The organism is Mycobacterium terramassiliense, assembly GCF_900157385.1.
Lineage (GTDB): Bacteria > Actinomycetota > Actinomycetes > Mycobacteriales > Mycobacteriaceae > Mycobacterium > Mycobacterium terramassiliense.
On record NZ_LT717701.1, the window covers coordinates 2136767 to 2159705 of the forward strand.

The 22939-nt window shown below is 68.3% G+C and carries 21 protein-coding genes; 9 read left to right on the forward strand and 12 right to left on the reverse strand.

The annotated features are described in order from the left end of the window. Position 1: 1 nt before the first annotated feature. From MTAB308_RS24850 to MTAB308_RS24860, 3 genes are all read left to right on the forward strand, one after another. Complete coding sequence (locus MTAB308_RS24850; RefSeq protein WP_077103044.1) at positions 2-1060, forward strand: acyl-CoA dehydrogenase family protein; 1059 nt, start codon at positions 2-4, stop codon at positions 1058-1060. Positions 1061-1077: 17 nt separating this feature from the next. Further along, positions 1078-2265: an acyl-CoA dehydrogenase family protein gene (locus MTAB308_RS24855; RefSeq protein WP_077103046.1), complete on the forward strand. Its 1188-nt coding sequence runs from the start codon at positions 1078-1080 to the stop codon at positions 2263-2265. 103 nt (positions 2266-2368) lie between these two features. Next, a complete protein-coding gene (locus MTAB308_RS24860; protein WP_077103048.1) occupies positions 2369-4126 on the forward strand; it encodes an SMP-30/gluconolactonase/LRE family protein in 1758 nt (585 codons plus the stop codon). A gap of 152 nt (positions 4127-4278) precedes the next feature. Here MTAB308_RS24860 and MTAB308_RS24865 read toward each other — a convergent pair whose 3' ends face one another. The 11 genes from MTAB308_RS24865 to MTAB308_RS24915 form a co-directional block, all read right to left on the reverse strand. Then, positions 4279-5016, reverse strand: a complete 738-nt coding sequence (locus MTAB308_RS24865; RefSeq protein WP_077103050.1) for an NAD(P)-dependent oxidoreductase — start codon at positions 5014-5016, stop codon at positions 4279-4281. 65 nt (positions 5017-5081) lie between these two features. Next, entirely contained in the window at positions 5082-6230 is a 1149-nt protein-coding gene (locus MTAB308_RS24870; RefSeq protein ID WP_077103052.1) for a thiolase family protein, read from the reverse strand. Positions 6231-6255: 25 nt separating this feature from the next. After that, positions 6256-7062 (reverse strand): thioesterase family protein, encoded by an 807-nt coding sequence (locus MTAB308_RS24875; protein ID WP_077103054.1) that lies wholly within the window; start codon positions 7060-7062, stop codon positions 6256-6258. After that, positions 7059-8273 carry a CaiB/BaiF CoA transferase family protein gene (locus tag MTAB308_RS24880; RefSeq protein WP_077104766.1) on the reverse strand — a complete coding sequence of 405 codons (1215 nt, stop codon included), beginning with the start codon at positions 8271-8273 and terminating at the stop codon, positions 7059-7061. Before MTAB308_RS24880 ends, MTAB308_RS24875 begins: the two co-directional genes overlap by 4 nt. A gap of 21 nt (positions 8274-8294) precedes the next feature. Further along, the gene (locus MTAB308_RS24885; RefSeq protein WP_077104768.1) at positions 8295-9506 is read right to left on the reverse strand and encodes a cytochrome P450; all 1212 of its coding nucleotides are present in this window, start codon (positions 9504-9506) and stop codon (positions 8295-8297) included. A 92-nt stretch (positions 9507-9598) separates the two neighbouring features. Further along, the gene (locus MTAB308_RS24890) at positions 9599-10417 is read right to left on the reverse strand and encodes an SDR family NAD(P)-dependent oxidoreductase (RefSeq protein WP_077103056.1); all 819 of its coding nucleotides are present in this window, start codon (positions 10415-10417) and stop codon (positions 9599-9601) included. Then, entirely contained in the window at positions 10414-10923 is a 510-nt protein-coding gene (locus MTAB308_RS24895) for an SRPBCC family protein (protein WP_245831485.1), read from the reverse strand. The genes MTAB308_RS24890 and MTAB308_RS24895 overlap by 4 nt, the downstream gene beginning before the upstream one ends. Continuing rightward, entirely contained in the window at positions 10893-12545 is a 1653-nt protein-coding gene (locus tag MTAB308_RS24900) for an acyl-CoA synthetase (RefSeq protein WP_077103061.1), read from the reverse strand. Before MTAB308_RS24900 ends, MTAB308_RS24895 begins: the two co-directional genes overlap by 31 nt. An 8-nt stretch (positions 12546-12553) precedes the next feature. Beyond that, positions 12554-13168, reverse strand: coding sequence for a PaaI family thioesterase (locus MTAB308_RS24905; protein ID WP_077104770.1), 615 nt, complete (start codon positions 13166-13168; stop codon positions 12554-12556). Next, entirely contained in the window at positions 13165-13797 is a 633-nt protein-coding gene (locus tag MTAB308_RS24910; RefSeq protein ID WP_077103063.1) for a cysteine hydrolase family protein, read from the reverse strand. The genes MTAB308_RS24905 and MTAB308_RS24910 overlap by 4 nt, the downstream gene beginning before the upstream one ends. Then, complete coding sequence (locus tag MTAB308_RS24915) at positions 13794-14786, reverse strand: Rieske 2Fe-2S domain-containing protein (protein ID WP_077103065.1); 993 nt, start codon at positions 14784-14786, stop codon at positions 13794-13796. Before MTAB308_RS24915 ends, MTAB308_RS24910 begins: the two co-directional genes overlap by 4 nt. An 86-nt stretch (positions 14787-14872) precedes the next feature. On the opposite strand from MTAB308_RS24915, the gene MTAB308_RS24920 reads away from it, so the two are divergent. From MTAB308_RS24920 to MTAB308_RS24935, 4 genes are read left to right on the forward strand one after another with little or no spacing between them, the layout of a single operon-like run. Continuing rightward, on the forward strand, positions 14873-16495 hold the full coding sequence (locus MTAB308_RS24920; RefSeq protein ID WP_077103067.1) for a flavin-containing monooxygenase: 1623 nt from the start codon (positions 14873-14875) through the stop codon (positions 16493-16495). After that, the gene (locus MTAB308_RS24925; RefSeq protein ID WP_077103069.1) at positions 16495-17595 is read left to right on the forward strand and encodes an alpha/beta fold hydrolase; all 1101 of its coding nucleotides are present in this window, start codon (positions 16495-16497) and stop codon (positions 17593-17595) included. The genes MTAB308_RS24920 and MTAB308_RS24925 overlap by 1 nt, the downstream gene beginning before the upstream one ends. After that, the gene (locus MTAB308_RS24930) at positions 17592-17975 is read left to right on the forward strand and encodes a nuclear transport factor 2 family protein (protein WP_077103071.1); all 384 of its coding nucleotides are present in this window, start codon (positions 17592-17594) and stop codon (positions 17973-17975) included. Before MTAB308_RS24925 ends, MTAB308_RS24930 begins: the two co-directional genes overlap by 4 nt. Further along, positions 17972-19015: a TIGR03857 family LLM class F420-dependent oxidoreductase gene (locus tag MTAB308_RS24935; protein WP_077104773.1), complete on the forward strand. Its 1044-nt coding sequence runs from the start codon at positions 17972-17974 to the stop codon at positions 19013-19015. Before MTAB308_RS24930 ends, MTAB308_RS24935 begins: the two co-directional genes overlap by 4 nt. A 74-nt stretch (positions 19016-19089) precedes the next feature. Here the strand turns inward: MTAB308_RS24935 and MTAB308_RS24940 are convergent, their stop codons facing one another. Beyond that, positions 19090-20586 (reverse strand): acyl-CoA carboxylase subunit beta, encoded by a 1497-nt coding sequence (locus tag MTAB308_RS24940; protein ID WP_077103073.1) that lies wholly within the window; start codon positions 20584-20586, stop codon positions 19090-19092. 85 nt (positions 20587-20671) lie between these two features. On the opposite strand from MTAB308_RS24940, the gene MTAB308_RS24945 reads away from it, so the two are divergent. Together MTAB308_RS24945 and MTAB308_RS24950 are read left to right on the forward strand one after the other, a co-directional pair. Next, positions 20672-21694, forward strand: coding sequence for an LLM class F420-dependent oxidoreductase (locus MTAB308_RS24945; protein ID WP_077103075.1), 1023 nt, complete (start codon positions 20672-20674; stop codon positions 21692-21694). Between the two features lie 11 nt (positions 21695-21705). Then, positions 21706-22926, forward strand: coding sequence for a cytochrome P450 (locus tag MTAB308_RS24950; RefSeq protein ID WP_077103077.1), 1221 nt, complete (start codon positions 21706-21708; stop codon positions 22924-22926). The last annotated feature ends 13 nt before the right edge of the window (positions 22927-22939 follow it).

The window sequence follows — 22939 nt, forward strand, 5'->3', positions numbered from 1 at the left end:
GATGGACCGCTTCGAGCTGCGCAGACTCGACTACAGCCTGTCCGACGACCACCTGGCTCTGCAGGACGCGTACAAGCAATTCTTCAAGACCCACTGCTCGATCGAAACGGTGCGCGCGGCAGAGCAATCCGGGTTCGACAAGAGCCTGTGGGAGCGGCTGTGCGCGATGGGCGCGACCACGATGGCGCTGCCGGAGTCCTGCGGCGGCGACGGCGCGACGCTGGTCGACCTCACCCTGGTTGCCGAGGAGATCGGCCGGTCGTTGGCGCCGGTCCCGTGGATCGACCACGTGTGCGCCGCCCGGCTGCTGGGACGCCTGGGCGCGCTGGGCGCCGACACCGCGGGTGTGGGGAGTGGTGAACAGCTCGCCGCGCTCGACGCGCGCGTCGACGCCGCGCCGGGTGTCCGCCTGATTCCGACGGGGTCGATCGCCGACCACATCATCGTTCGCGACGGCGACGAAGTCGTGCGCCTGACCTTCGGCACCCGGCCGGCGAAGGTGGACAACATCGGCCGGTTGCCGATGGCCTGGGTGGATCCGGCCGCCGCGGACACCCGCACGGTCGTGGCCGAAGGACCCGACGCGGTGGCGAACTACCAACGGGCGCTGGATGAATGGCGGCTCCTGACCGCGTCCGCCCTGGTGGGTTTGGTCGAGGAGACGATGACGATCGCCGCGGAGTTCGCCAAGACCCGCTATACGCTGGGCGTGCCGATCTCGACCCTGCAGGCCATCTCGCATCCCCTGGCGAACATGGCCATCACCGTTCAGGGCGGGCGTAACCTCGCCCGGCGGGCCGCCTGGTTCCTGGACAACGAGCCCGGCGAACGCCCCGACCTGGCGCCGTCGGCCTTCGTCTTCATGGCCGAGGAGGCCGCCAAGGCGGCGACGATGGCGGTGCACATCCAGGGCGGCCTCGGGGTGTCCTCCGAAGCCGCGGCCTCGGCGTACCTGGTGCGAGCCAGGGGATGGCCGCTGGCCGGCGGCGATCCCGGCGCCACCGCCCTGCGGGTCGCGGAGATCGTCGCGGCGCGGGAGAGCACACCCCAGCCCGTTTAGGACAGGAGCGAAAAACAATGGACTTCTCCCGGGTCGAGCTGTCGGCGGAAGACGAGGCCTTCCGCGAAGAGGCGCGGAATTTCTTGAGCACCCACATGACCGACGAGGTCAGGCGTCGCGACCGTGAGACGGGCGACAACTTCGACGAAGGCCTGCACCTGAAGTTCGGCGCCGCGGGCTATCTGGAGGCCGAGTGGAAGCCGGAATCCGAGGGTGGATTCAGCCGGCTCCGGCGCCGCATCTGGGAACTGGAAAAGCGGCGGGTGCACGTGCCCTGGGTGACCTGGGGGACCACCGCCATGGTGGCGCGCTCGGTCCAGAAGTTCGGGTCACCGGAGGTGCGCGACGAGGTGTTGCCGAGGGTTTTCAGCGGCGAGGTGCGGCTGTGCCTCGGCTACACCGAGCCCGAGGGTGGCTCCGACATCGCCACTTGCAAGACCCGCGCGGTGCGCGACGGTGACGCGTGGATTATCAACGGCTCCAAGATGTTCACCACCGGGGCGCACAACTGCCAGTACGTGTTTCTGATCACCAACACCGCCCCGGATGCGCCGAAGCACAAGAGCCTGACCATGTTTCTGGTCCCGCTGGATTCGCCGGGCATCGAAATCCAGGGGCTTCGCACGGTGGACGGCGACCGGACCAACATCGTCTACTACAGCGACGTTCGCGTCGACGACAAGTACCGGCTGGGCGACGTGAACGCCGGCTGGACGGTGTTGCGCGAGCCGCTCAACGTCGAGCACGGTGCGGTTGCGGCGGCCCCCGACGGGCTCCAGGACACGTCAATCATGATGCACCAGGCCGGATCCCTGGCCGCGGCCGTCGACAACGCGGCGGCGTCCGTGACCCGGCCCGGCCCCGACGGGCGCCGGCTGATCGACGACAACTCGGTCGCATACCGGCTGGGCCGCAGCGCCGCCCGGTTGGAAGCCGCGCTGTCGTCGCCGAGCATCTACGGCCGGGTCGCGATCGCGCAAACGATGCGGGACATCTCCCCGGACCTGATGGACATCCTCGGGGCCGCGTCGACGCTGCCGTATGGCACCGAGGGCGCCGCCGACGACGGCAGCTCCGAGTATGCCTTCCGGTTCGCTCCGCTGGTGGGCATCTACGGCGGCACGCTGGAGGTGTTCCGCAACATGATCGGCCAGTACACCCTTGGGCTTGGGAAGCCGAATTACTCACCACCGAAAGCCTCCTGACGAGCCGTTGGCGGCGCTTTCGTTCCGGTAGCCGGGCCACACAAGAATCGCGCAAGGATTCGGCGATAACGTTCGGCCCGACCGGGCACGAAAGGACATCGCCATGACCGAGACTTCGCCACCCGTTCGGCGGTTGAGCCGACGGAGGAGGATCGCGCTCGCCGCGGGCCTGCTGGTCGTCGTCGGCATCGCCGCGGCGGTAAGCATTTTCGCCGTAACGGCGCACCGGCCAGCGCAGACGCACACCGTGTCCTACTCGGCTCAGGTCGCACTGCCCTTCGTCCGGCTGCACATCCCTGTCGCGGTGACCGTGGACACCGCGGGCAACTCTTACGTCGCCGATTACGACACCGACACGGTGTGGAAGCTGGCTGCGGGCGCGACCGTCCCAACCCCCCTGCCGTTCAACGACATCAAGCACCCCGGCGGGGTGGCAGTCGGCACCGGGGGCAACCTGTACGTCACCGACGGAGGCAACGGCCGTGTCCTGGAGCTGACGGCGGGTTCGAGCACCCCGATCGTGCTGCCGTTTACCGGGCTCAAGGACCCCATGGGCGTGGCGGTGGATGCCGCGGGGAACCTCTACGTCGCGGACTACAACGGCGGCCGGGTGCTGGAACTGGCGGCGGGAGCGAACGCGCCGACCGAGCTACCCCTCTCCGGCCCGACGCACCCCATGGGCGTGGCGGTGGACACCGCAGGCGACCTCTACGTCGCCGACGACCATCACGGCACCCGGGTGCTGAAACTTGTGGCGGGGCAGAGCGTCCCGGACGTGTTGCCCTTCACCGGCCTCAGGGGACCGAGCGGTGTCGCGGTCGACGCCAAGGGCACCGTCTACGTCTCGGACAAAACCGGCCAAAAGGTGTGGGCGCTGCCCGCGGGTTCGAGCACACAAGTCGAGTTGCCATCCCCGCATCTCGGCGGCCCGTTCGGCCTGGCGGTGGATGCCGCCGGCGCGTTGTACGTGACGGACGCCAGCAATGGTCCGGTGATCAAGCTGGCGGCGGGGGATGGCAGCCGAACCATCATGCCCTTCAGCAATGTAAGTCGCCCGCGGGGCGCGGCGGTGGACGCCGCGGGCACCCTCTACGTCGTCGACGGCACGCACGTGCTGAGGTTGGCGCCCGGGGCGAGCGCCCCGACCGAGCTGCGTTTCCCCGGTCTCCAGTCCGCCGACGCGGTGGCGGTGGACGCCGCGGGCAACCTCTACGTCACCGAAGAGGACAACCATAAACTCGCCGTCGAGAACGACCCGCGGGTGTGGAAAATGCCGCCCGGCGCGAGCGCCCCGATCCGCCTGCCGTTTCCCGACCTGAAGGAACCAGCGGCGGTGGCCGTCGACACCGCGGGCAACGTCTACGTCACCGATCACCACCAAAACCGGGTGTGGAAACTGGCGGCCGGGGCAAGCGCGCCGGTCGCGCTGCCGTTGGCCCATTTCGAGAATGTCGCCGGTATCGCGGTGGACAACGGGGGCAACGTGTACGTCGTCGACCGCGGCGCCAAGCAGGTCGTGGAGCTCGCGGCGGGGGCGAACGGCCCGACGGTGCGGGCGGTGCCCGGACTCGAGGCGCCGGATGGCGTGGCCGTCGACACCTCGGGCAACGTCTACGTCACCGACTTCCACGATCAATGCGAACCGCGCGAGGGGCCGTGCGCCTTCCTCATGACGACGGGGCGGGCCGGCGACGGCCGGGTGCTGAAGCTGGCCGCGCATTCGAACACCGTTACGGTGCTGCCGTTCAACGGCCTCGACCGCTCGTGGGGTGTGGCGGTGGACCACCGCGGCAATGTCTTTGCCGTCGACGGCGCCGACCGGGTGCTCGAGGTCGCGGTGCGGGAATCGGGCGAGCGATGAGGGTGGCCGCCGGGCCGGGCACCGGTACCTGCTGCTGCGGAAATTCGTGTGTGGCCAACGCAACTCCTGCTCTCGGCTCGTGAGCCCGGCTTTCCGCGATAGCGCTACGAGCGCAGCCGACGAGATTCGGAGTCTCGTTTCCCTCGGGGAGGTTAAATGTTACCGGCCGCTGTTCGATTGTTCGCCGAACGAGGTTCGGCGTCGCCCTGGAACGCCTCGCGCCGGATCATTTCCCACACCGTCGGTGTGTGCTCCGTTGTCGAGACGACAACGGTCTTTCGGTGCGCCGCACCGTCCTGGACGATCTTGACGAGGTAGTCCGCCAGGTCGATGCGGGCCGTGAACGCGCCCACCGGTTCGACCTCTCCCGCAACATAATTCGTCACCCGAGGCAGGTCGAACAGGCCCGACGGCCGCACGATCGTCCAGGCCAGGCCGCTTTCTCGGACCACCGCCTCCATCCGCCGGATGTCGTCATAGACGGTCTTGCCGATGGTGCGGGCGATGATCGGCTCGAACAGCCGCAGCGCCGCCGGTGTGTGCCGTCGCCCGCGGGCGGGGTGGGCGCCGGTGCTGCTTACCACGACAAGCCGGTTGGCGGCCGCCTCCCGCATCGCGTTGACGATGTTGCGGGTGCCGACCGAATACGTGTCGACCGGCCCGCGGGTGAACGGCACCCCGAGCGTGGACAGCACGGCGTCGGCGCCGGCGACAATGCCGGCGAGGCCGCCGCGGCGCACGTCCGCGCCGACGACCCTCAGCCCCGGATCGGTGCCGGGGAACTCGTCGGGTCGCCGGGTCACCGCGACGGCCGAGTGGCCCGAGTCGAGGACGCGACGGGTGAGCAGCCGCCCGGTCGATCCGTTCGCACCGAAGATCACGATGTGCATGAGAACTCCTCCCGTTCGCCGCTACGACGAGACGGGCCGGACGAAAGTTACAGCGGCGCCGAACCTCAGGTCGTCAGGATCGTCGCGGCGGCGGTGCCGGGCGCCCCGTACAGCTGGGTGAAGCCGACCTTCGGATCGCCGGGCACCTGCCGGTCGCCCGCCTCGCCGCGGAGCTGGCGGACGATTTCGTGAATCTGGCGCAGTCCCGAGGCGCCGATCGGCTCGCCGTTGGCGATCAGCCCGCCATCGGTGTTGACCGGCATGGCGCCGCCGATCTCGGTGGCGCCGTCGGCCAGCAGCTTCTGCTGATCACCGTGCGCGCAGAACCCGCACTCGGCCATGTGGATGATCTCGGCGCCCGCGTCGGTGTCCTGCAGCTGGATCACGTCGACGTCGTCGGGCGCCACGCCGGCCTTCTCGAAGGCGGCCCGCGCGGCGTACACGGTCGGCGCGACGTCCTCGTCGACCGGCGCGAAGGTGGTGTTCACCTCGTACGCGCCGTAGCGGCGGGTGCGGACCTCCACCGCCCGCAGGTAGACGGGCTTGGCGGTGTAGCGGTGCGCGATATCGGCCCTGCACATCACCGCGGCCGCGGCGCCCTCGTCGGGCGCGCAGAACATGTACTGGGTCAGCGGGTAGTTGAGCACCGGCGAACTCAGGATCTGGTCCTCCGGAATTGCCTTGCGCCGGAATGCGTTCGGGTTCAGCGAACCGTTACGGAAGTTCTTCGCGGCGACCTTGGCGAGCGTCTCGGCAGGGATGTTGTGCTCGTGCAGATACCGGTTCGCCTTCATGCCGAAGAACTTGGTGGTGAGGTACTGCCCGTTCTCGGCATACCAGCTCGGCATGCCCACCAGCGCCGGGTCTTCGGTGAAAGCCCCGCGCGGGTGCTTGTCCAGGCCGATGGCGATGCCGACGTCGTAGTCGCCCAGGCGGATTCCGTCGGCACAGGCCTTGACCGCGCTGGCCGCGGTCGCGCACGCGTTGAACACGTTGGTGAACGGGATGCCGGTGAGGCCGACCATGCCGACGATCGCGTCGGGGTTGGCCACCGTCCAGCTGCCACCGGTGGCGAATTGGATGTCCTGCCACGCGACGCCGGCGTCGGCGATGGCGGCGAAGATCGCGTCGACGCCCATCTGCATCGCCGACTTGCCCTCGAAGCGGCCGAACGGGTGCAGACCCACCCCGATGATCGCGACGTCGTTCGTCATCTGTCTCTCCTTGTCTCGGGCGGCGCTAACGGCGGCGCACCAGCTGTGCCTGCTGAAGGGCGGCCACCGCCCCGTGCTCGTCGAAAAGCGTGGCGATGGAGACGCCGACTCCGTCTCGGCCGTAGTGGTTTTCGGCTCTGACGCCGACCCATTCCCCGTCCGGGACGCGGTGTATGTGCACGGTGAGGTCGGTGTTGAGGAACAACCATTCGGCGACGCTGAGGCGGCTGCCCATGCCGTTGGCGATGTCGGCCACCGCGAACAGGCGCTGCATCGGGGTCATCGACTCGCCCTGGACGAGGTCGACGATCGGTCTGGCCCAGCACTCCCCGGGCACATCGTTGAGAATGTCGTTCAGCCAGCGCCAATCCAGGCTCTGGATGTAGGTCTGGTTCGCGTCGTTGTCGGGATGGCGGACCCGCCCTTCGCCGAGGGGTCGCAGCGGGGGAGATGGGGTGAAGAACAGCTCGGCCGCGTCACCCGCCTGGAATCGCCACGCTATCGCGGTGGCGACCGGTCGGGGCCGCCCGTCGGGGCCGGGCGCCCGCAGCTGCGCGTTCAGCAGCTCGATCTTGGTGCCCGGGCGCTCGATGCGGGCGCGCACCCACAGCGGCCCGGCCACCGGGACCGGGCCGAGGAGGTCGACGACGACGCGGCTCAGCCGGGCGTCGTGCCGTGGCGAGCAGCGTTCCAGGGCGCGCACCAGCAGGGCCGACACGGGTGCGGCGTTCTGCATCGTCGGCGACCAGGTACTGATGACGTGATCCGAAGCGCTGAACCTCTCGCCGAGTGGATCGTCTGGATCGGCAAGCTCGTAGTAGGCGTCGGTCAAGCGATGGCCCCCGCGTCCTTGAGTTCGGCGATACGGTCCCAGTCCATGCCGAGCTCCATCAGGACGATTTCGGTGTGCTCGGAGGCCTGCGGGGCACGGGTTGTCACCAGCGGCTCGTGGTTGAACTGGACCGGGCCGCGGACGACCCGGAACGGCTTCCCGCCGCTGGCGACCTCGACCTCGGCGATCATGTCGTTGGCGAGGGCCTGTTCGTCGTCGACCAGATCGAGGAGGCTCTGGAAGGGCGCCCACTGGCCTTTCATCGTCTTGAGGTGCTGGCGCCAGTACTCAAAGGGCTTGCCGGCGAAGGCCTTCGCGATCAGCTCGGCGGCGGCGTCGGCGTTTTGGATCAAGGGGAGCACGTCGGAGAAGCGCGGATCGTCGGCGGCCTCGGGGATGCCGAGGTGCTCGAAGGTGTCGCGGATCAAGCCGGTCGGGCTGATGATGCACAGGTTGATGGTGCCGCCGTCGGAGGTCTCGTAGTTGCCCATGAAGGGATTCACCGACGGCGCGCCGGAACCGGGCATGGGCGTTCGCATCACCTCGCCGGTCTCCATGCCCTGCGTCACGCTGGCGCCCGCCGCCCACCAGGCCGTGCTCAGCAGCGACACATCCATTTCGACGGCCTCGCCGGTGCGCTCGCGGTGCAGCAACGCGGCCGAGATGCCGCCGGCGATGAACATGCCACCGATGGAATCGCCGAACGCGGGAATGCCCTGTCCCAGTGCGCCGCCCAACTCCTCCGGCGTCAGCGCGTAACCGATGCCGCTGCGCGTCCAGAACACGGTCCCGTCGTAGCCACCGACGTCGCGTTCGGGTCCCTTGTCGCCGTACGCCGAACCGCGGGCATAGACGATGTTCGGGTTCACCGCGCGGATGTGTTCCACGTCGAACTTGTGCTTCTGCCGCACCGCGGGCATGTAGTTGGTCAGGAACACGTCGGAGGCCTTGGCCAGTTCGTAGATCACTTCCTGCCCACCGGGCGTGGACACGTCGATCCCGACGCTGCGCTTGCCGCGGTTGGGATGCTCCATCAGCGGGTGCCGCTCCGGATCGACCTGAATGCCACCCATATTGAGGAAGCCGCGTTGGGTGTCGCCGCGCACCGGGTGTTCGACCTTGATGACGTCCGCGCCCCAATCGGCGAGGATCGCGCCCGCCGCCGGGACGAATGTGAACTGGGCAAGCTCGAGGACCCGAAAGCCCGCCATTACCTTGATCATTCCCGGACCCTACTGTGCGTCGAACGTCACCGGAAGCGCGGTGGGCGAACGGAAGGGCTGCCCGTGAATGTGTGGGTCATCGTCGGTCAGCAGCCTGAGGTTGGTCAGGCGGTTCAGCAGGCATTCGAGCGCGACCCGGGTTTCCAGCCGCGCCAGGTGAAGACCCAAACACGTGTGCTCACCGGCGGCGAAGGAGATGTGCGGCAGGTGCTTGCGGAAGATGTCGAATTCCTCCGGGCGTTCCCAGCGGCGCTCGTCGCGATTCGCCGAACCGATGCACACCCCGATGACGGCGCGCGCCGGAATCTCGACCCCCTCGAGTGCGGTGTCCTCCGTGGTGAACCGCTGCACGGTCGTCAGCGGCGTCTCGTAGCGCAGCCCCTCCTCGATCGCCTGGCCGATCAGCTGTCGGTCGGACCGCACCGCCGCGAACTGTTCGGGATGGGTGAGCAGCAGAAACAGCAGGTTTCCCGACGACCGGTACGTGGTCTCCAAACCGGCGGGCAGCAGCAGGCGCAGGAAGGAGTAAATCGCCTCGTCGCTGAGCTTTTCGCCATCGATCTCGGCGCTGACCAGGTCGCCGATGATGTCCTCGGTGGGCTTGGACTTGCGTTGCTCGATCTGCTCGACGAAGTAATCCTTCAGCGCGGCCGACGCCTCGAAGGCCCGCTCGTAGTTGACGTGGTAGCTGATCAATTCCACGGCGCGCTGGCGGAACATCGGCAGGTCTGCGGCCGGCAGCCCCAGCAGTTCGGCGATGACCCGAGTGGGAAATTCGAAGGTGAACTGGCGGACCAGATCGGCCTCGCCGGTGTCGACGAACTCGTCGATCAACGCGTTGCAGATCGGCCGCACGACGGCGGGCTCCCACCGGGCCAGCGCCTTGGACTTGAACGCCGCCGACACCAGGTTGCGGTGGTCGCGGTGCTTCTTGCCCTCCATCGCCAGAATGGTCGGCCCCATGAACAAGCCGATCGTTTTGTCGTACGGTGCGGAGCTGAATACCCGGCCATCGCGGAACACCGTGTTCACCGCGTCGAACGACACCGCGGAGTACTCGCGCTTGGGCATCAGCGACTCCGGCGTCTTCGAGTAATCCATGACGGTGCCGGGGAACACACCGGCCTGCCGGCGCTTATGGGCGAAGAAAGGGTAGGGGTCGCGAAGGCTGACGGTCTCGTGGCCGGTGTGGACGTTGGTCGTCACCTGGATCTCCAGCATCTTCAGCAGGAACGTGCGGTCCTTGCGCAAGATCGTACTGTAATTCTTACAGTAGACAATATGGGCACGGCCGAGGGCGGTTCAACCGGCGGCTAGCGCGTCAGCCTTGCGGCGCGGGCCAGCAGGGCGGCGTATCCCACACCCAGCACGCGGGGCATCGCCGCCATGGCGCGCCCGTCGGGCCCGATGAGGATCCTGGCCCGGTTCTTCTCGGCTCCCCGGAGGATTACCCGGGCGGCCTTTTCGGGAGAAGTGAGCGCCGCGCGTCCGAAAAGTTTCGCCGCCAGGTCGGGATCCTCGGTGGCCGCGGTGCGCATGTTCGCCCCGAAGTTGGTGCGCACCACACCGGGGTGGACACAATGCACCGTCACCGGATGGCGTTCGATGATCATCTCCTGGCGCAGCGCCTCGGTGAAGCCGCGCACCGCGAAGTTCGAAGTGCTGTAGGCCCCCTGGTACGGAATCGCGATGAGACCGAAGGCGCTGGACAGGTTGACCAACCGCGCCGGGCGCCCGGGTAAACCCGACTCGATGAGCTGCGGCAGGAAGGCCTTGGTCCCGTTGACGACGCCGCCGATGTTGATGCCGACGAGCCAGTCAAAGTCCGCCCAGGACATGTCCACAACGCTGGCGAACAGGTCGACGCCGGCGTTGTTGAACACCATCGAGGCCGACCCCAAGTCGCGGCGCACCTGGCTGGCGTAGGCGAGCATCGCGTCCCGGTCGGCGACGTCGACGTGGTACGTCGTCACCGTGCCGGGCGGGCAGACCGTTTGGGTTTCGGCCAGATTCTTCGGGTCGATGTCGGACGCCGCGACGTGTGCGCCGGCGTGGCTCAACGCGAGCGTCAAGGCGCGCCCGATGCCGGAGCCGGCGCCGGTGACGACGGCGACACGGTCTTGGTATCTCACGCGTCCGCTCCCGCCTCGACGATCGCCCGGATCCGGTCCACCGAGGCATCGATGTTCCGCTGCAGATCCGCGCGGCGGTCCCGGACGAACAAGCAGAGATGTTCGAAAACCACGACGCCGAACGGCAGCGGAACGCACATCCGGAAAGTTTCCGTGAGGCGCGTGGTGCCGGCGGCGCTGCCGGGTTCGATGAGGTACGTCCACTGCGTCCAGTCGCCTCCCATCGCCTGGACGACGAACGAGAACCTGTGTCCGGGCTCCGCTTCGACCACGTTGGCCACGGTCTTCCAGCGGCCGAGCCGCCGGCGATTCCACGCCCGAAAACGGTCCGCCGCCAACCACTCCGCGCGCGTTGTTTCCGGGCTCCACTCGGGGCTTCGCGTGACGTCGGAGACGACGGCGTAGACCTGCTCCGGCGACGCCCGAACCTCGGTCGAGGCCGTCAGCGTCTCGTCCTTCTGCAGCACCGGCATCCTCAGCCGTTCACCGCCTGCTCGCGCGCCCACCGGTAGTCGGCCTTGCCCGACGGGCTGCGCTCGATCACCGGACGGAAGACGACCGCCTTGGGAAGCTTGTAGCGCGCCAACGACTTTGCGGCGTGGGTGACCAGCTCCTCGGCGTCGGCACTCGCGCCCTCGGCGAACGCGACGATGGCCACCACCTCCTGGCCCCAGCGTTCGCTGGGCCGCCCGGCGACCACGACGTCGGCAACCGCGGGATGCGACGCGATCGCGGTCTCGACCTCCTCGACGAAGATCTTTTCCCCACCGGAATTGATCGTCACCGAATCGCGGCCCAGCAATTCGATGGCGCCGTCGGCGCGGTGGCGCGCGCGGTCGCCGGGGACGGCGTACCGCACGCCGTCGATCACCGGAAAAGTCTTGGCCGTCTTGGCCGCATCGCCCTTGTAGCCCAACGGAACATAGCCGCGCTGCGCGAGCCACCCCATGCCCTCGTGGCCCGGTGCCAGGATCGCGCTCATGTCCTCGGCCGCCACGAAGGTGTCAGGTCCGGCGTTGAAGGTGCCGGTCGACACCGCGCCCGGGGCGGACATGTGATGCATCTGCGCCCCCGTCTCCGACGATCCGACACCGTCGACGACGACGGCGTTCGGCAGCACCTCGATCAGGCGTTGCTTGACGAACGGGGTCAGCAGGGCGCCGCCGTTGGCGACCACGGCCAACGACGACACGTCGGCGATACCCTTCTCGATGGCGGCGACCAGCGGTCGCGCCATCGCGTCCCCGACCACCGTCACCACCGGCACCCGCTCACGTTCGATGGTGCGCACGACGTCGTCGGCGTCCAAATGATCGACGACCGAAGGGAAGACGATGGACTGCCCCGTGGTGATCGCGGTCATCACGCTCCACTGCGCCGCCCCGTGGATCAGTGGCGGCAGGATGAGCAACTTGGCGCCGGGCCCCGCGCTCACCCTGGCCACGATCTCGTCGACCGACGCGGACGGCTCACCGGTCATGAGGTTTCGCCCGCCGAAGGACGTCATGAAGATGTCGTGCTGGCGCCACAGCACCCCCTTCGGCATCCCCGTCGTGCCGCCCGTGTAGAGCACGTAGAGGTCGTCGGGCGAGTGCTCCACGGGCGGTGGTTGCGGCGGGCTGGATGCCAGGGCGGCCTCGTAATCCACCGCGCCGTAGATCAAGTCGTTGCCCGAGTCGTCGGCGATCTGAATCAGGACGCGCAGCTGCGGCAGGTCCGGCAGGATTTCGGCGACGCGCGGCGCAAACGCCGCGTGGTAGATCAGGGCGGTGGCCCCGGAATCCGCCAGCAGGTATTGCAGCTCACTTTTGACATAGCGGAAGTTGACGTTGAACGGCGCGACCCGCGCCTGGAAGCTGCCCAGCAACCCCTCCACGAACTCGTTGCCGTTGTAGGCGTACAGGCCGAGCAGGTCCTGGCCGACCTCGTGGCCGGCGAGGCCCGAACGCTCGGTGTGGCAACCCAGCCCCCGCTTGTGCAGGTAGGCGGCGAGCCGGTGCGCCCGCTCGAGGATCTGCGCGTAGCTGTAGCGCCGGTCGCCCTGGATCACCAGGTCGCGGTCGGGAATCGCGGCGGTGACGGCCTTGGCGACCTCGGGCACGGTGAATTGCGTTGTGGTTTCGGACATCGTGCCTCTCACGGCTGGTGGGGTAGCAAGCGGACCATCAGGCCGTTGGCTTCGCTGAGCAGTGTGCCGTCGGCAGCGGTCATGCTAGCGGCAACAAAGAATTTCCTGCCGTCGACGCCTGCGATTCGGCCCCGGGCGGTCAACGGCTCGTCGATCGGGGTGACGTTGCGGTAGTCGACGTGTAGGAAGGCGGTGCGGGTTGGCGGGCAGCCCGCGGTCGAGACGACCATCCCGAACAGCCAGTCGTAGAAGAGGGGGATCATCCCGCCGTGCACGGCGTTGTTCCCGCCCACGTGGGCGCGGGAGAAGTACCCATCCATGTTGACGCCGTCCGGCCCGGAGTCGGTGACCAGCCATGGCGGGAGCAACGGGTGCCCCAGCCCGGGCAGCTCGAGGACCCGCCCGCCCGGCGCGACGCCTTCGGGAACCTGATGCCCGTCCAGCACCGCGCACGCCCGTTCGACGTGTTCGGCCGCGGCGTCCCAGCTCGAGCTGTCGGTGCAGACGGCGAGATCCTGCAGGCGGCGCATCGCGGCGACGAATCGGCCCAGCCCGGCGGGTGCGTGCTCGGCCGGCTTGATCTGGGGGAAGCCGCCGCGGACTCCGGGCGCTGTCTCGCTCATGGGCGCGCCCACGCCCGAAGCAGGTCGTCGGTGGTGGTGATGGTCGCGAGCAACGACAGCGTGTTGGCGATGACGGCGGCGCCGTAGTCGGCGGGCACGCCGGCGACGGCGTCGTTGGGCACGACGACGCGGTAGGCCGCGTTGACCGCATCCATGACGACGTTGGGGATCGCGATATTCAGCGAAACGCCCACCACGACGATGGTGGACACCCCGAGGTTGCGCAGCACGGCGTCCAGGTCGGTGCCCCCCATCGGCCCGACGCCGTGCCAGCGGCTCAGGACCAAATCGGTTGGCTCGGGGCCCAATTCGGGCAGCAGCGCGGCTCCGGGAGTGCCGGGGGTGATGTCGACCAGACCTTTTTCGGGGCCCCGGCCCAGGCTGAAGATCTTGGCGTTGTGGTTGGAGCCGAGCCCGTCGGGGCGTCGCCGCACCAGGCAGTGCACGACGTGCACCCCGGCCGCCCGGGCCGCGGGCAACAGCCGCACGATGTTCGGCAGGGCGACTCGGCGCGCCTCGGCGGCCAGCATCCCCAGGCCGGCGTTCGGGCCCATCACCGCGCCCTGGCACTCCTGGGTGACGATCGCGGTGTGCTTGGGGGCCGCGAGGTCCTCGAGTGGCGCGGTCATGCCGGTACTTCGTAAAACTGGGTCGCCCATTTGCGCAGTGCCATATACCCTTTCGCGTCCACCTTGGACAGCGCCGGATGCTCGACGTACTTCTGGTAGCGCCAGATTCGCAGATCGTCGAAGACGGTGGACAGGAACTGCTTTTCGATGAGCTCGCGCAGCTCACCCTGCGGCACGTCGGAAGAGTCGCCGGGGACGCGCGGCCACCAAATCGAATAGAACAGGTCCGAACACTCGTCGTCGACCGGCGTGCAGGCAAAGATCAGCCGATGGTTCTGCGCGCCCTCGAAGACGCTGATCGCCCCGCCGAGGCCAAACAGGTGGCTGTGGAAGCGCAACGCCAGGTCCTCGGGGTTGTCGCTGCGCGCGTCCGGCCAGCCCGCGACGAATCGCCATTCGCGGTCGACGATCTTCCAGTCCAGCACCCGCGGCGTCACGGTGGCGTGGTGCACGTACTCGAAATGGGCGCTGTCGGGGGCGTTCTCCGCCACGATCTGGGGATGCACCGGCTCGCGCTCCGCGCGCCGGGAGAACTCCGGGTACGCGCGGTAATAGGCCGCCGGGTCCGTCTCGAATTGCGGGAACTTCCTGAAGATGTCCGGCATCTCCCACTGCGGCTCCTTGCCGTCCGGCTGGTGCCAGACGAACACGCAGTCGTACTGCTCGCGCACCGGGTACACCCGCATCCGCAGCGCGCGGTTGGGGCGCTCGGGCTGGTAGGGGATGAAGCGATTGCTGCCGTCGGGACCCCAGCGCCACCCGTGGAACGGGCACTCGACGCAGTCGCCCACCACCTTGCCGCCGTGGCCGATGTGGGCGCCGAGGTGTTTGCAGTGCGCTTCCAGGACGTGCAACTCGCCCCGCTCGTCGCGGTAGGCCACCAGATCCTCGCCGAAATAGTGCAGCGGCCGCGCCTCGCCGATCGGGAATTCCGGCGACCATCCGACCATGAACCACCCGGTTACCTTCCAGGTAAAGGGCACTTTCACGCCGTCGCCTCCCGCACTCATTGATACTAAATCGGTTACAGTATAGATTTCAGCAGTTCGGCCGGTTCGGGGCAAGGAGCTGCTCTATGCGTGGACGGGACGCGCACTTCGACGCCCTGGTCATCGGCGCCGGCTTGTCCGGCCTGTACATGCTGCACCGGCTGCGGCAGCTGGGCGTGAGGGCCCGGGTGCTCGAGAGGGCCGAAAACGTCGGCGGCACCTGGCTGTTCAACCGATACCCGGGCGCGCGATGTGACATCGAAAGCATCGAGTACTCCTACAGCTTCTCCGACGAGATTCAGCGGGAATGGGTGTGGACGGAGTCGATGCCGGCTCAGCCCGAAATCGAGGCCTACCTGAACTTCGTCGCCGACCGGCTGGAGCTTCGCCGCGACATCCAGTTCCACACCGAGGTCGTCGCGATGACCTTCGACGAGGATGCCGGGGCCTGGGTGGTGCGGACCGCGGCGGGCGAGTCGTTGCGGGCCCCATTCGTCATCGCCGCGACCGGCATCCTCTCGGTGCCGCTGGAACCCGACATCCCCGGAATGGACACCTTTACGGGAACGTCGCTGTTCACCAGCCGCTGGCCCAAGGAGGGCTGCGATCTGACCGGCAAGCGCGTCGGCGTCATCGGCACCGGCTCGACCGGTGTCCAGCTGATACCCGTCGTGGCGCGGGAGGCTTTGCGGCTCTGTGTGTTCCAGCGTTCGCCGGCATACACCTTGCCCTGGGAGGTGCGGCAGTTCGAGCCAGGCGAACTGGACGAGATGAAGGCTCGCTACGACGAGATCAGGGCGGCGCAACGGGCCCACCCGATCGGCGCGGCGCGGCTGAGCGCCTTCTCGGTGCTGTTCGAGATGCTGGGCAGGCCGCCACTGAAGTCGGCGACCCGCGACGAGCAACTGCGCGCCATCGAGCACAGCGGGGTGATGGGCGCGCTGAACTGGGGCGACGTCTTCTTCGATATCGACGCCAACCGAATGGCCGCCAAACTCTACGGGGAGGCGGTGGCCCGCATCGTCGAGGACCCGGACACGGCCGCCGCCCTGGTGCCGGAGCATCCCTTCGCCTGCAAGCGCCCCATCATCGACTACGGCTACTACCAGACCTTCAACCGCGACAACGTCACGCTCGTGGACTTGCGCAAGTCCCCGATCCGCGAGGTCACGGCGACCGGCATCCGCACCGAGCACGGGTCGTACGACCTCGACGTGATCGTCTATGCCACCGGCTTTGACGCCATGACGGGCGCGCTCAGCCGCATCGATGTCCGGGGCCGTGACGCGATGTCGCTCGCCGAGTTCTGGGCCACCGAGGGCCCGCTGTCGTACCTCGGTCTGGCGGTGGCGGGATTTCCGAACCTGTTCATGATCCAGGGCCCGGGCAGCCCGAGCGCGACCACCAACTTCGTGGCCGCGCTCGAGCAACACGTGGAGTGGATCGGCGACTGCATTAGCTACCTGCGCGGCAACGGGATCCGCACCATCGAGGCGCTGGGCGCGGCTCAGCAGGAGTGGATCGACCACGCCACCGCGCTCGTCGCGCCGACGGTGCTGATGCACCCGTCGTGCAACTCCTGGTACAACGGTGGCAACGTGCCCGGCAAGAAACGGATGTATATGGGCTATACCGGCGGAATCCCCGAATACCGCCGCCGCTGCGACGAAATCGCGGCCGGCGGCTACACCGGCTTCAAGCTGGCGTAATGCTGCGTCGCGCACTCGACATCAGCCGCGAGCTGGGCATGCTGCTGCCGCGCACCGTGGCCGGCCTCAACGAATCGACCGGCTGGGCCCCGGTGTCGCCGCGGGGGGTGCGGCAATTCGGTGAGGTTCTGCTGGACGAGCTTGTGCTGAGCGGCTTTTCGCTGTTGAACGCGAGCCCCCCTGCGGTGCGGCCGCTGGACGGGTGCATCGCGGCGGCCGAGGAATTATCGGCGCTGGGCATCGACGGGGCACACGCCGAACCCGAACCGTTGCGCCCAACCTCGGTGCGGCGGCGGCGGATCGCCGGCCTGGCATACGAGCGGATGAAGTTCGAACACGATCCGAACCTGCCGGCCACGCTGGAGGCCGACGGGCTGGGCGGCCCGGCGCGCGCGGTGGTGCACGTGTGCCGGCACCGGGGCGCCCCGCGGCCGTGGCTGGTCTGGGTCCACGGCGCCGGTCAGGGCGGCACCGAGGACCTGTTGTTGTCCCGCATCGGCCGGATCCATCACGGCCTGGGGTTCAACGTCGCCATGCCGGTGCAGCCCGGCCACGGCTGCCGGCGCGGCGAATGGCCGGCCTACCCGGACGTGGATCCGCTGGGCAACGTCGCGGGCATGATGCGGGCGGTGTCGGAGGTCCGCGCGGTGGTGCGCTGGGTTCAGCCGCAGGCCACCGCCGTTGTGGTCGCAGGGATTTCGATGGGCACCCCGGTGGCCGCGCTGGTTTCCCACCTCGAGCGGGAGGTCGACGCGGTGGCGCTGTACACCCCGATCCTGGGGCTCAACGCGATGATCGCACGACACCTCGGGCGCTTTGGGCACTCCCGCGCGGGGTTCCGCGAGCTGCTCGGTTCGCCGGAGGTCTCGAAGCTGACCTCGGTGATCGATCCGCTGCGCGTCGAGCCGGCCCCGCCCCCGCAGCGCCGGCTCATCGTCGGGGCCTGGCATGACCGCATGGCGATGCGCGAGCCCGCCGAAGCGTTGCAGGAACGCTGGGGCGGGCAGCTGTATTGGTACGACGGCGGCCACGTCGGACACATCTTCTCCCGGCGCGTGCTCCAGGTGACCGAGCGCTTCCTGGGTGAGGTGGCGGGGTGACGGCGGCCACGCGGAGCGCTCGCGAGGTGGTGGAGCTCTACAACCTGGTGGTCTGGAACGAGCGCGACCTCGAGCTGGCCGGGGAGTTGTTCGCCGACACCGTGATTCGGCACGAGGTCGGCCAGGCGCACACGCTGACCCACGCGCAGGCGGTGCAGCGGATCGCCGACGTGTGGAAACTGTTTGACACGTTGCGCTTCGACCTGAACGTCGTGGTCTCCGGCGACGACGGCGAGCACGTCGCGATCGTCTACGACTCGACCATGACCACCAAGGACGGCACGAAACTCAACGTGGCGAGCATCGAGGTGTTCCGCGTGGTCGCCGGCAAGATCATCGAGGTCTGGAATTGCGGTTACAAGCAAGGGGTTTGGAATTGAGCGAGCGCGCACTTGACGAGCTGGGGTACTACCTGCTGGCCGGCGCCGGCGGCGAGGGGCCGGCGACCCTGATGGACGAGGCCCGCCGCGGCGAGGAATTGGGCCTCGGCACCGCTTTCATCTCCGAGCGCTGGAACGTCAAGGAAGCGTCCTCGCTCGTCGGGGCGGCGTGCGCGGTGACCACCCGGATGCAGATCGCCACGGCCGCAACCAATCACAACACCCGCCATCCGCTGATCACGGGATCGTGGGCGACTACCATGCATCGGTTGTCGGGCGGGCGGTTCACGCTCGGCATCGGCCGCGGCATCGCCGCCATCTACGGCGCGTTCGGCATCCCGGCCGTGACGACCGCGCAGATGGAGGACTGGGCCCAGGTCATGCGCCGGCTCTGGCACGGCGAGCTGATCTTCAACCACGACGGCCCGATGGGCAAATACCCCATCCTGTTCCTCGACCCGGACTTCGACGAGGACATTCGCCTGGCGTTGGTCGCCTTCGGGCCCAACACGCTGGCGCTCGGCGGCAGGGTTTTCGACGACGTCATCTTGCACACCTACTTCACCCCCGAGACGTTGCAGCGCAGCGTCAAGGCGGTCAAGTCGGCCGCGGAAAAGGCCGGCCGCGACCCCGACGGCGTGCGGGTGTGGTCATGCTTCGCCACCGTCGGCGATCACCTTCCCGAACGGCTGCGGCTGAAGAAGACCGTCGCGCGCCTGGCCACCTACCTGCAGGGGTACGGCGACCTGCTGGTGCGCACCAACGACTGGGATCCCGCCGTGCTGCAACGCTTTCGGGAAGACCCGGTGGTGACGTCGATCGCGGGCGGGATCGATCACAAGGCCACGCCGGAGCAGATCGAGCACATCGCGACCCTGATTCCCGACGAATGGCTGGAGCCCTCGGCCACGGGCTCGGCCGACCAGTGCGCCGAGCGCATCCGCAAAGAATTCGACTTTGGGGCCGACGCGGTGATCATGCACGGCGCGACGCCCGACGAGCTCGAGCCCGTGGTGGCGGCGTATCGGGCGAGCGCCTAACCCCGCGAGCGTGCGCAAAATGACGCGCTACCCCGGCGTGTCGTGCGCAAACACGCACGCTCGCGCCAAGGGGCTTAGGGCATGATGACGGTGCGCGCCACCGGTTCCGCGGCGGCCTGCCGGCTGGACAGGCCGCGCTGCAAGGAGGCCAGCAGCGCGTCGCGCGTCTCGCGGGGATCGATCAGCTCGTCGAAACCCATGTGTTCGGCCGAGCGATACGACGCCTGCAATTCGGCGTTGCGCAGCTTGGCGGAGAGGTCCTCGCCGGCGTGCGACGCGCGGCTCAGCGCCGCGGCGCTCATCGCGCCCATCGTCGCGCCCGGATAGGCGAACGTCGCGACCTGGTGGTCGAAACCCAGCAGCGACATGACCATGGAGCCGAACCCGTACGCCTTGCGCAGCGTGAGGTGCAGCTTCAACGTGGTGGCCGCCGTCTGGGCCGCGAACATCCGCGCGCCGGCACGCAGCACGCCGCTGCGTTCCGACCGGCTGCCCGGGAGCATGCCGGGGTTGTCGGCGAGGAAGACGATCGGCAGGTGGAACGAGTCGGCCACCGTGATGAAGTGGGCGGCCTTGTCGGCGGCGTCGGCGTCGATGGAGCCGGCCAGCACCTTCGGTTGGTTGGCCACCACCGCCACCGGGTGACCGCCGAGATGGGCCAGCGCGCAGATCACCGCCTTGCCGTAGTGCGGTTGCACCTCGAACCAGTCGGGGCTGTCGAAGACCACGTCGAGCACCGCTCGCATGTCGTACACCCGGCGGTTGTCGCGCGAGACGATGTCGAGCAGCTCCGGCGTCGCCCGCGGCGCGGCCGCCTCGCCGGTTGGCAGCGACGGCGGGTACGACCACGCGCTCGGCGGAAAATACGACAGGTAGCGCCGGACGTCGTCGAGCACGGCCTCGTCGTCGTCGGCGACATTGTGGATGACCCCGCTGGGTATGGCGACATCCGGCCCGCCGAGGTCCTCCTTCGAGATGTCTTCTCCCGTGGACTCTTTGACGACGGGCGGTCCGGCGGTGAAGATCGCGCCCTGGGCGCTCATGATCCGGAAGTCGCAGACCGGGGCCACCAGCGCGCCATGCCCGGCGGACGGGCCGAGCACGGCGGCGACGGTCGGGACACGTCCCGAGCACTGCGTCTGGGCGAGCAGATCGGTTGGGCTGCGGCCGTAATGCCCTCCGGTGGGCCGAAACCCGGCGCCCTCCAGCATCATCACCAGCGGAATCTTGTCGCGCAGGGCCAGTTCGGCGATCCGGTACCGCTTGGAGTTGCCGCCGGGGCCGATGCTGCCGGCCATGGTGGTGAAGTCCTCGGCGCCCAGCATCACCGGCGCGCCGTTGATCAAACCGGAGCCGACGATCAGTGCGTCGGCCGCGACGTCGCCGCCGACCAGGGTGCCGAACTCGCGGAAGGTGCCCGGGTCGAGGAGTCGCTCGATTCGCGCGCGGGCGTCCAGCTTGCCCTTCTTGCGGTGCTTGTCGAGGCGTTCCGGGCCGCCCATTGCCCGCGCGTGCTCACGGCGACGCTCGAGATCGTCGAGCGATTCCTCCCAGTCCTGGGCTTTGGTCATGCCTATGTCCTACCTCACGGGGGATTCGTCGCGCTGACAGATAAGCAGGGTCACATACTGGATTGCTTACTGTAAAGTTGCCCGCATGGGTAGCACCCCCCGCCTCAAGCTCGACGGGGGCATTCCCAATCAGCTCGCCCGGGTGCCCGCCGCCGCCGGCGCCCTGGAACACGACGGGTATGACGGCGGCTGGACCGCCGAAACCAACCACGACCCGTTTCTGCCGGTGCTGCTGGCCGCTGAACACACGTCGCGACTCGAGGTGGGCACCAACATCGCCGTCGCGTTCGCCCGCAACCCGATGATCGTCGCCAACATCGGCTGGGACCTGCAGGCCTATTCGCAGGGCCGGTTCATCCTGGGGCTGGGCACCCAGATCCAGCCCCATATCGAGAAGCGGTTCAGCATGCCGTGGAGCCATCCGGCGCCCCGGATGCGCGAGTTCGTCGCCGCGCTGCACGCGATCTGGTCGGCCTGGACGGACGGCACGAAGCTTCGTTTCGAGGGCGACTTCTACACCCACAAGATCATGACGCCGATGTTTACGCCCGAGCCGCAGCCGCATTCGGCGCCGAAGGTGTTCCTGGCCGCCGTCGGTGAAACGATGACCGAGATGTGCGGCGAGGTCGCCGACGGGCACCTCGGCCACCCGATGGTCTCGAAGCGCTACCTCGAGGAGGTGACGCTGCCGGCCCTGCTGCGCGGGATGCAGCGCTCCGGACGGGATCGCGGTGTCTTCGAGGTGTCCTGCGAGGTGCTGGTCGCGACCGGCGAAAGCGACGACGAACTGGCGCTCGCCTGCGCCGCCGTGCGCAAGCAGATCGCCTTCTACGGCTCGACGCCGGCCTACCGCAAGGTCCTCGAGCTGCATGGCTGGGGCGACCTGCACACCGAACTGCACCGCCTCTCCCTGGCAGGGGAGTGGGACACCATGGGCTCGCTCATCGACGACGAGATGCTCGCGGCTTTCGCCGTCGTCGGTCCGGTCGACTCGATCGCGGCGGGTCTGAAGGGTCGCTGCGAGGGCGCCGTCGATCGCGTCCTGCCCATCTTTTTGACCGCTTCCCAACCCTGTATCACCGCCGTAGTGAAGGAGTTTCGCGAGTGAGCACGTCGACGATGGACGAGGCCGCCAAGCTATTGACGGACCCGCTGGCGTACACCGACGAGCGGCGGCTGCACGCGGCGCTGACCCACCTGCGCGCCAAGGCGCCGGTGTCGTGGGTCGACGTGCCCAACTACAAGCCGTTCTGGGCGATCACCAAGCACGCCGACATCATGGACATCGAACGCGACAACGTGCTGTTCACCAACTGGCCGCGGCCCGTGCTGACCACCGTGGAGGGGGACGAGCAAGCGGTCGCCGCCGGGGTTCGCACGCTGATCCACCTGGACGACCCGCAGCACCGGGTGGTGCGCGCGATCGGCTCCGACTGGTTTCGCCCGAAGGCGATGCGGGCGTTGAAGGTTCGCGTCGACGAACTCGCCAAGATCTACGTCGACAAGATGATGGCGGTGGGCCCCGAATGTGACTTCGTCCAGCAGGTCGCCGTCAATTACCCGCTGTACGTGATCATGTCGCTCCTCGGGCTGCCCGAGGCCGACTTCCCGCGCATGCTCAAGCTGACCCAGGAGCTCTTCGGCAGCGACGACGCGGAATTCAAACGTGGCACCACCAACGAGGACCAGCTGCCCGCGCTGTTCGACATGTTCCAGTATTTCAACGGGGTGACCGCCTCGCGCCGCGAGCATCCGACCGAAGACCTGGCCTCGGCGATCGCCAACGCCCGCATCGACGGCGAGCCGTTGTCGGACATCGACACCGTGTCGTATTACCTCATCGTGGCCACCGCGGGCCACGACACGACCAGCGCGACGATCTCCGGCGGCATGCAGGCGCTCATCGAGAACCCGGACCAGCTGGCGCGCCTGCGCGACAACCTCGACCTGATGCCGCTGGCCACCGACGAGATGATCCGCTGGGTCACCCCGGTCAAGGAGTTCATGCGCACCGCCGCCAGGGACACCACCGTGCGCGGGATACCTATCGCCGCGGGCGATTCCGTGTTGCTGTCCTACGTGTCGGCCAACCGCGACGAGGACGTCTTCGTCGACCCGTTCCGCTTCGACGTCGGGCGTGACCCCAACAAGCACCTGGCCTTCGGCTATGGCGTGCACTTCTGCATGGGGGCGGCGCTGGCCCGCATGGAGGTCAACAGCTTCTTCTCCGAGCTGCTGCCGAGGCTGAAATCCATCGAGCTGACCGGCGATCCCGAACTCATCGCCACCACCTTCGTGGGAGGGCTCAAGCACCTGCCGGTGCGCTACTCGCTGGCCTGATTCCCTAGCCTCT

Excerpts from the sequence above, each read along its gene's own strand:
- MTAB308_RS24850 (WP_077103044.1), top strand. The coding sequence starts at position 2 with ATGGACCGCTTCGAGCTGCGCAGACTCGACTACAGCCTGTCCGACGAC.
- MTAB308_RS24855 (WP_077103046.1), top strand. The coding sequence starts at position 1,078 with ATGGACTTCTCCCGGGTCGAGCTGTCGGCGGAAGACGAGGCCTTCCGC.
- MTAB308_RS24860 (WP_077103048.1), top strand. The coding sequence starts at position 2,369 with ATGACCGAGACTTCGCCACCCGTTCGGCGGTTGAGCCGACGGAGGAGG.
- MTAB308_RS24865 (WP_077103050.1), bottom strand. The coding sequence starts at position 5,016 with ATGCACATCGTGATCTTCGGTGCGAACGGATCGACCGGGCGGCTGCTC.
- MTAB308_RS24870 (WP_077103052.1), bottom strand. The coding sequence starts at position 6,230 with ATGACGAACGACGTCGCGATCATCGGGGTGGGTCTGCACCCGTTCGGC.
- MTAB308_RS24880 (WP_077104766.1), bottom strand. The coding sequence starts at position 8,273 with ATGGCGGGCTTTCGGGTCCTCGAGCTTGCCCAGTTCACATTCGTCCCG.
- MTAB308_RS24885 (WP_077104768.1), bottom strand. The coding sequence starts at position 9,506 with ATGCTGGAGATCCAGGTGACGACCAACGTCCACACCGGCCACGAGACC.
- MTAB308_RS24900 (WP_077103061.1), bottom strand. The coding sequence starts at position 12,545 with ATGTCCGAAACCACAACGCAATTCACCGTGCCCGAGGTCGCCAAGGCC.
- MTAB308_RS24905 (WP_077104770.1), bottom strand. The coding sequence starts at position 13,168 with ATGAGCGAGACAGCGCCCGGAGTCCGCGGCGGCTTCCCCCAGATCAAG.
- MTAB308_RS24910 (WP_077103063.1), bottom strand. The coding sequence starts at position 13,797 with ATGACCGCGCCACTCGAGGACCTCGCGGCCCCCAAGCACACCGCGATC.
- MTAB308_RS24920 (WP_077103067.1), top strand. The coding sequence starts at position 14,873 with ATGCGTGGACGGGACGCGCACTTCGACGCCCTGGTCATCGGCGCCGGC.
- MTAB308_RS24925 (WP_077103069.1), top strand. The coding sequence starts at position 16,495 with ATGCTGCGTCGCGCACTCGACATCAGCCGCGAGCTGGGCATGCTGCTG.
- MTAB308_RS24940 (WP_077103073.1), bottom strand. The coding sequence starts at position 20,586 with ATGACCAAAGCCCAGGACTGGGAGGAATCGCTCGACGATCTCGAGCGT.
- MTAB308_RS24945 (WP_077103075.1), top strand. The coding sequence starts at position 20,672 with ATGGGTAGCACCCCCCGCCTCAAGCTCGACGGGGGCATTCCCAATCAG.
- MTAB308_RS24950 (WP_077103077.1), top strand. The coding sequence starts at position 21,706 with ATGGACGAGGCCGCCAAGCTATTGACGGACCCGCTGGCGTACACCGAC.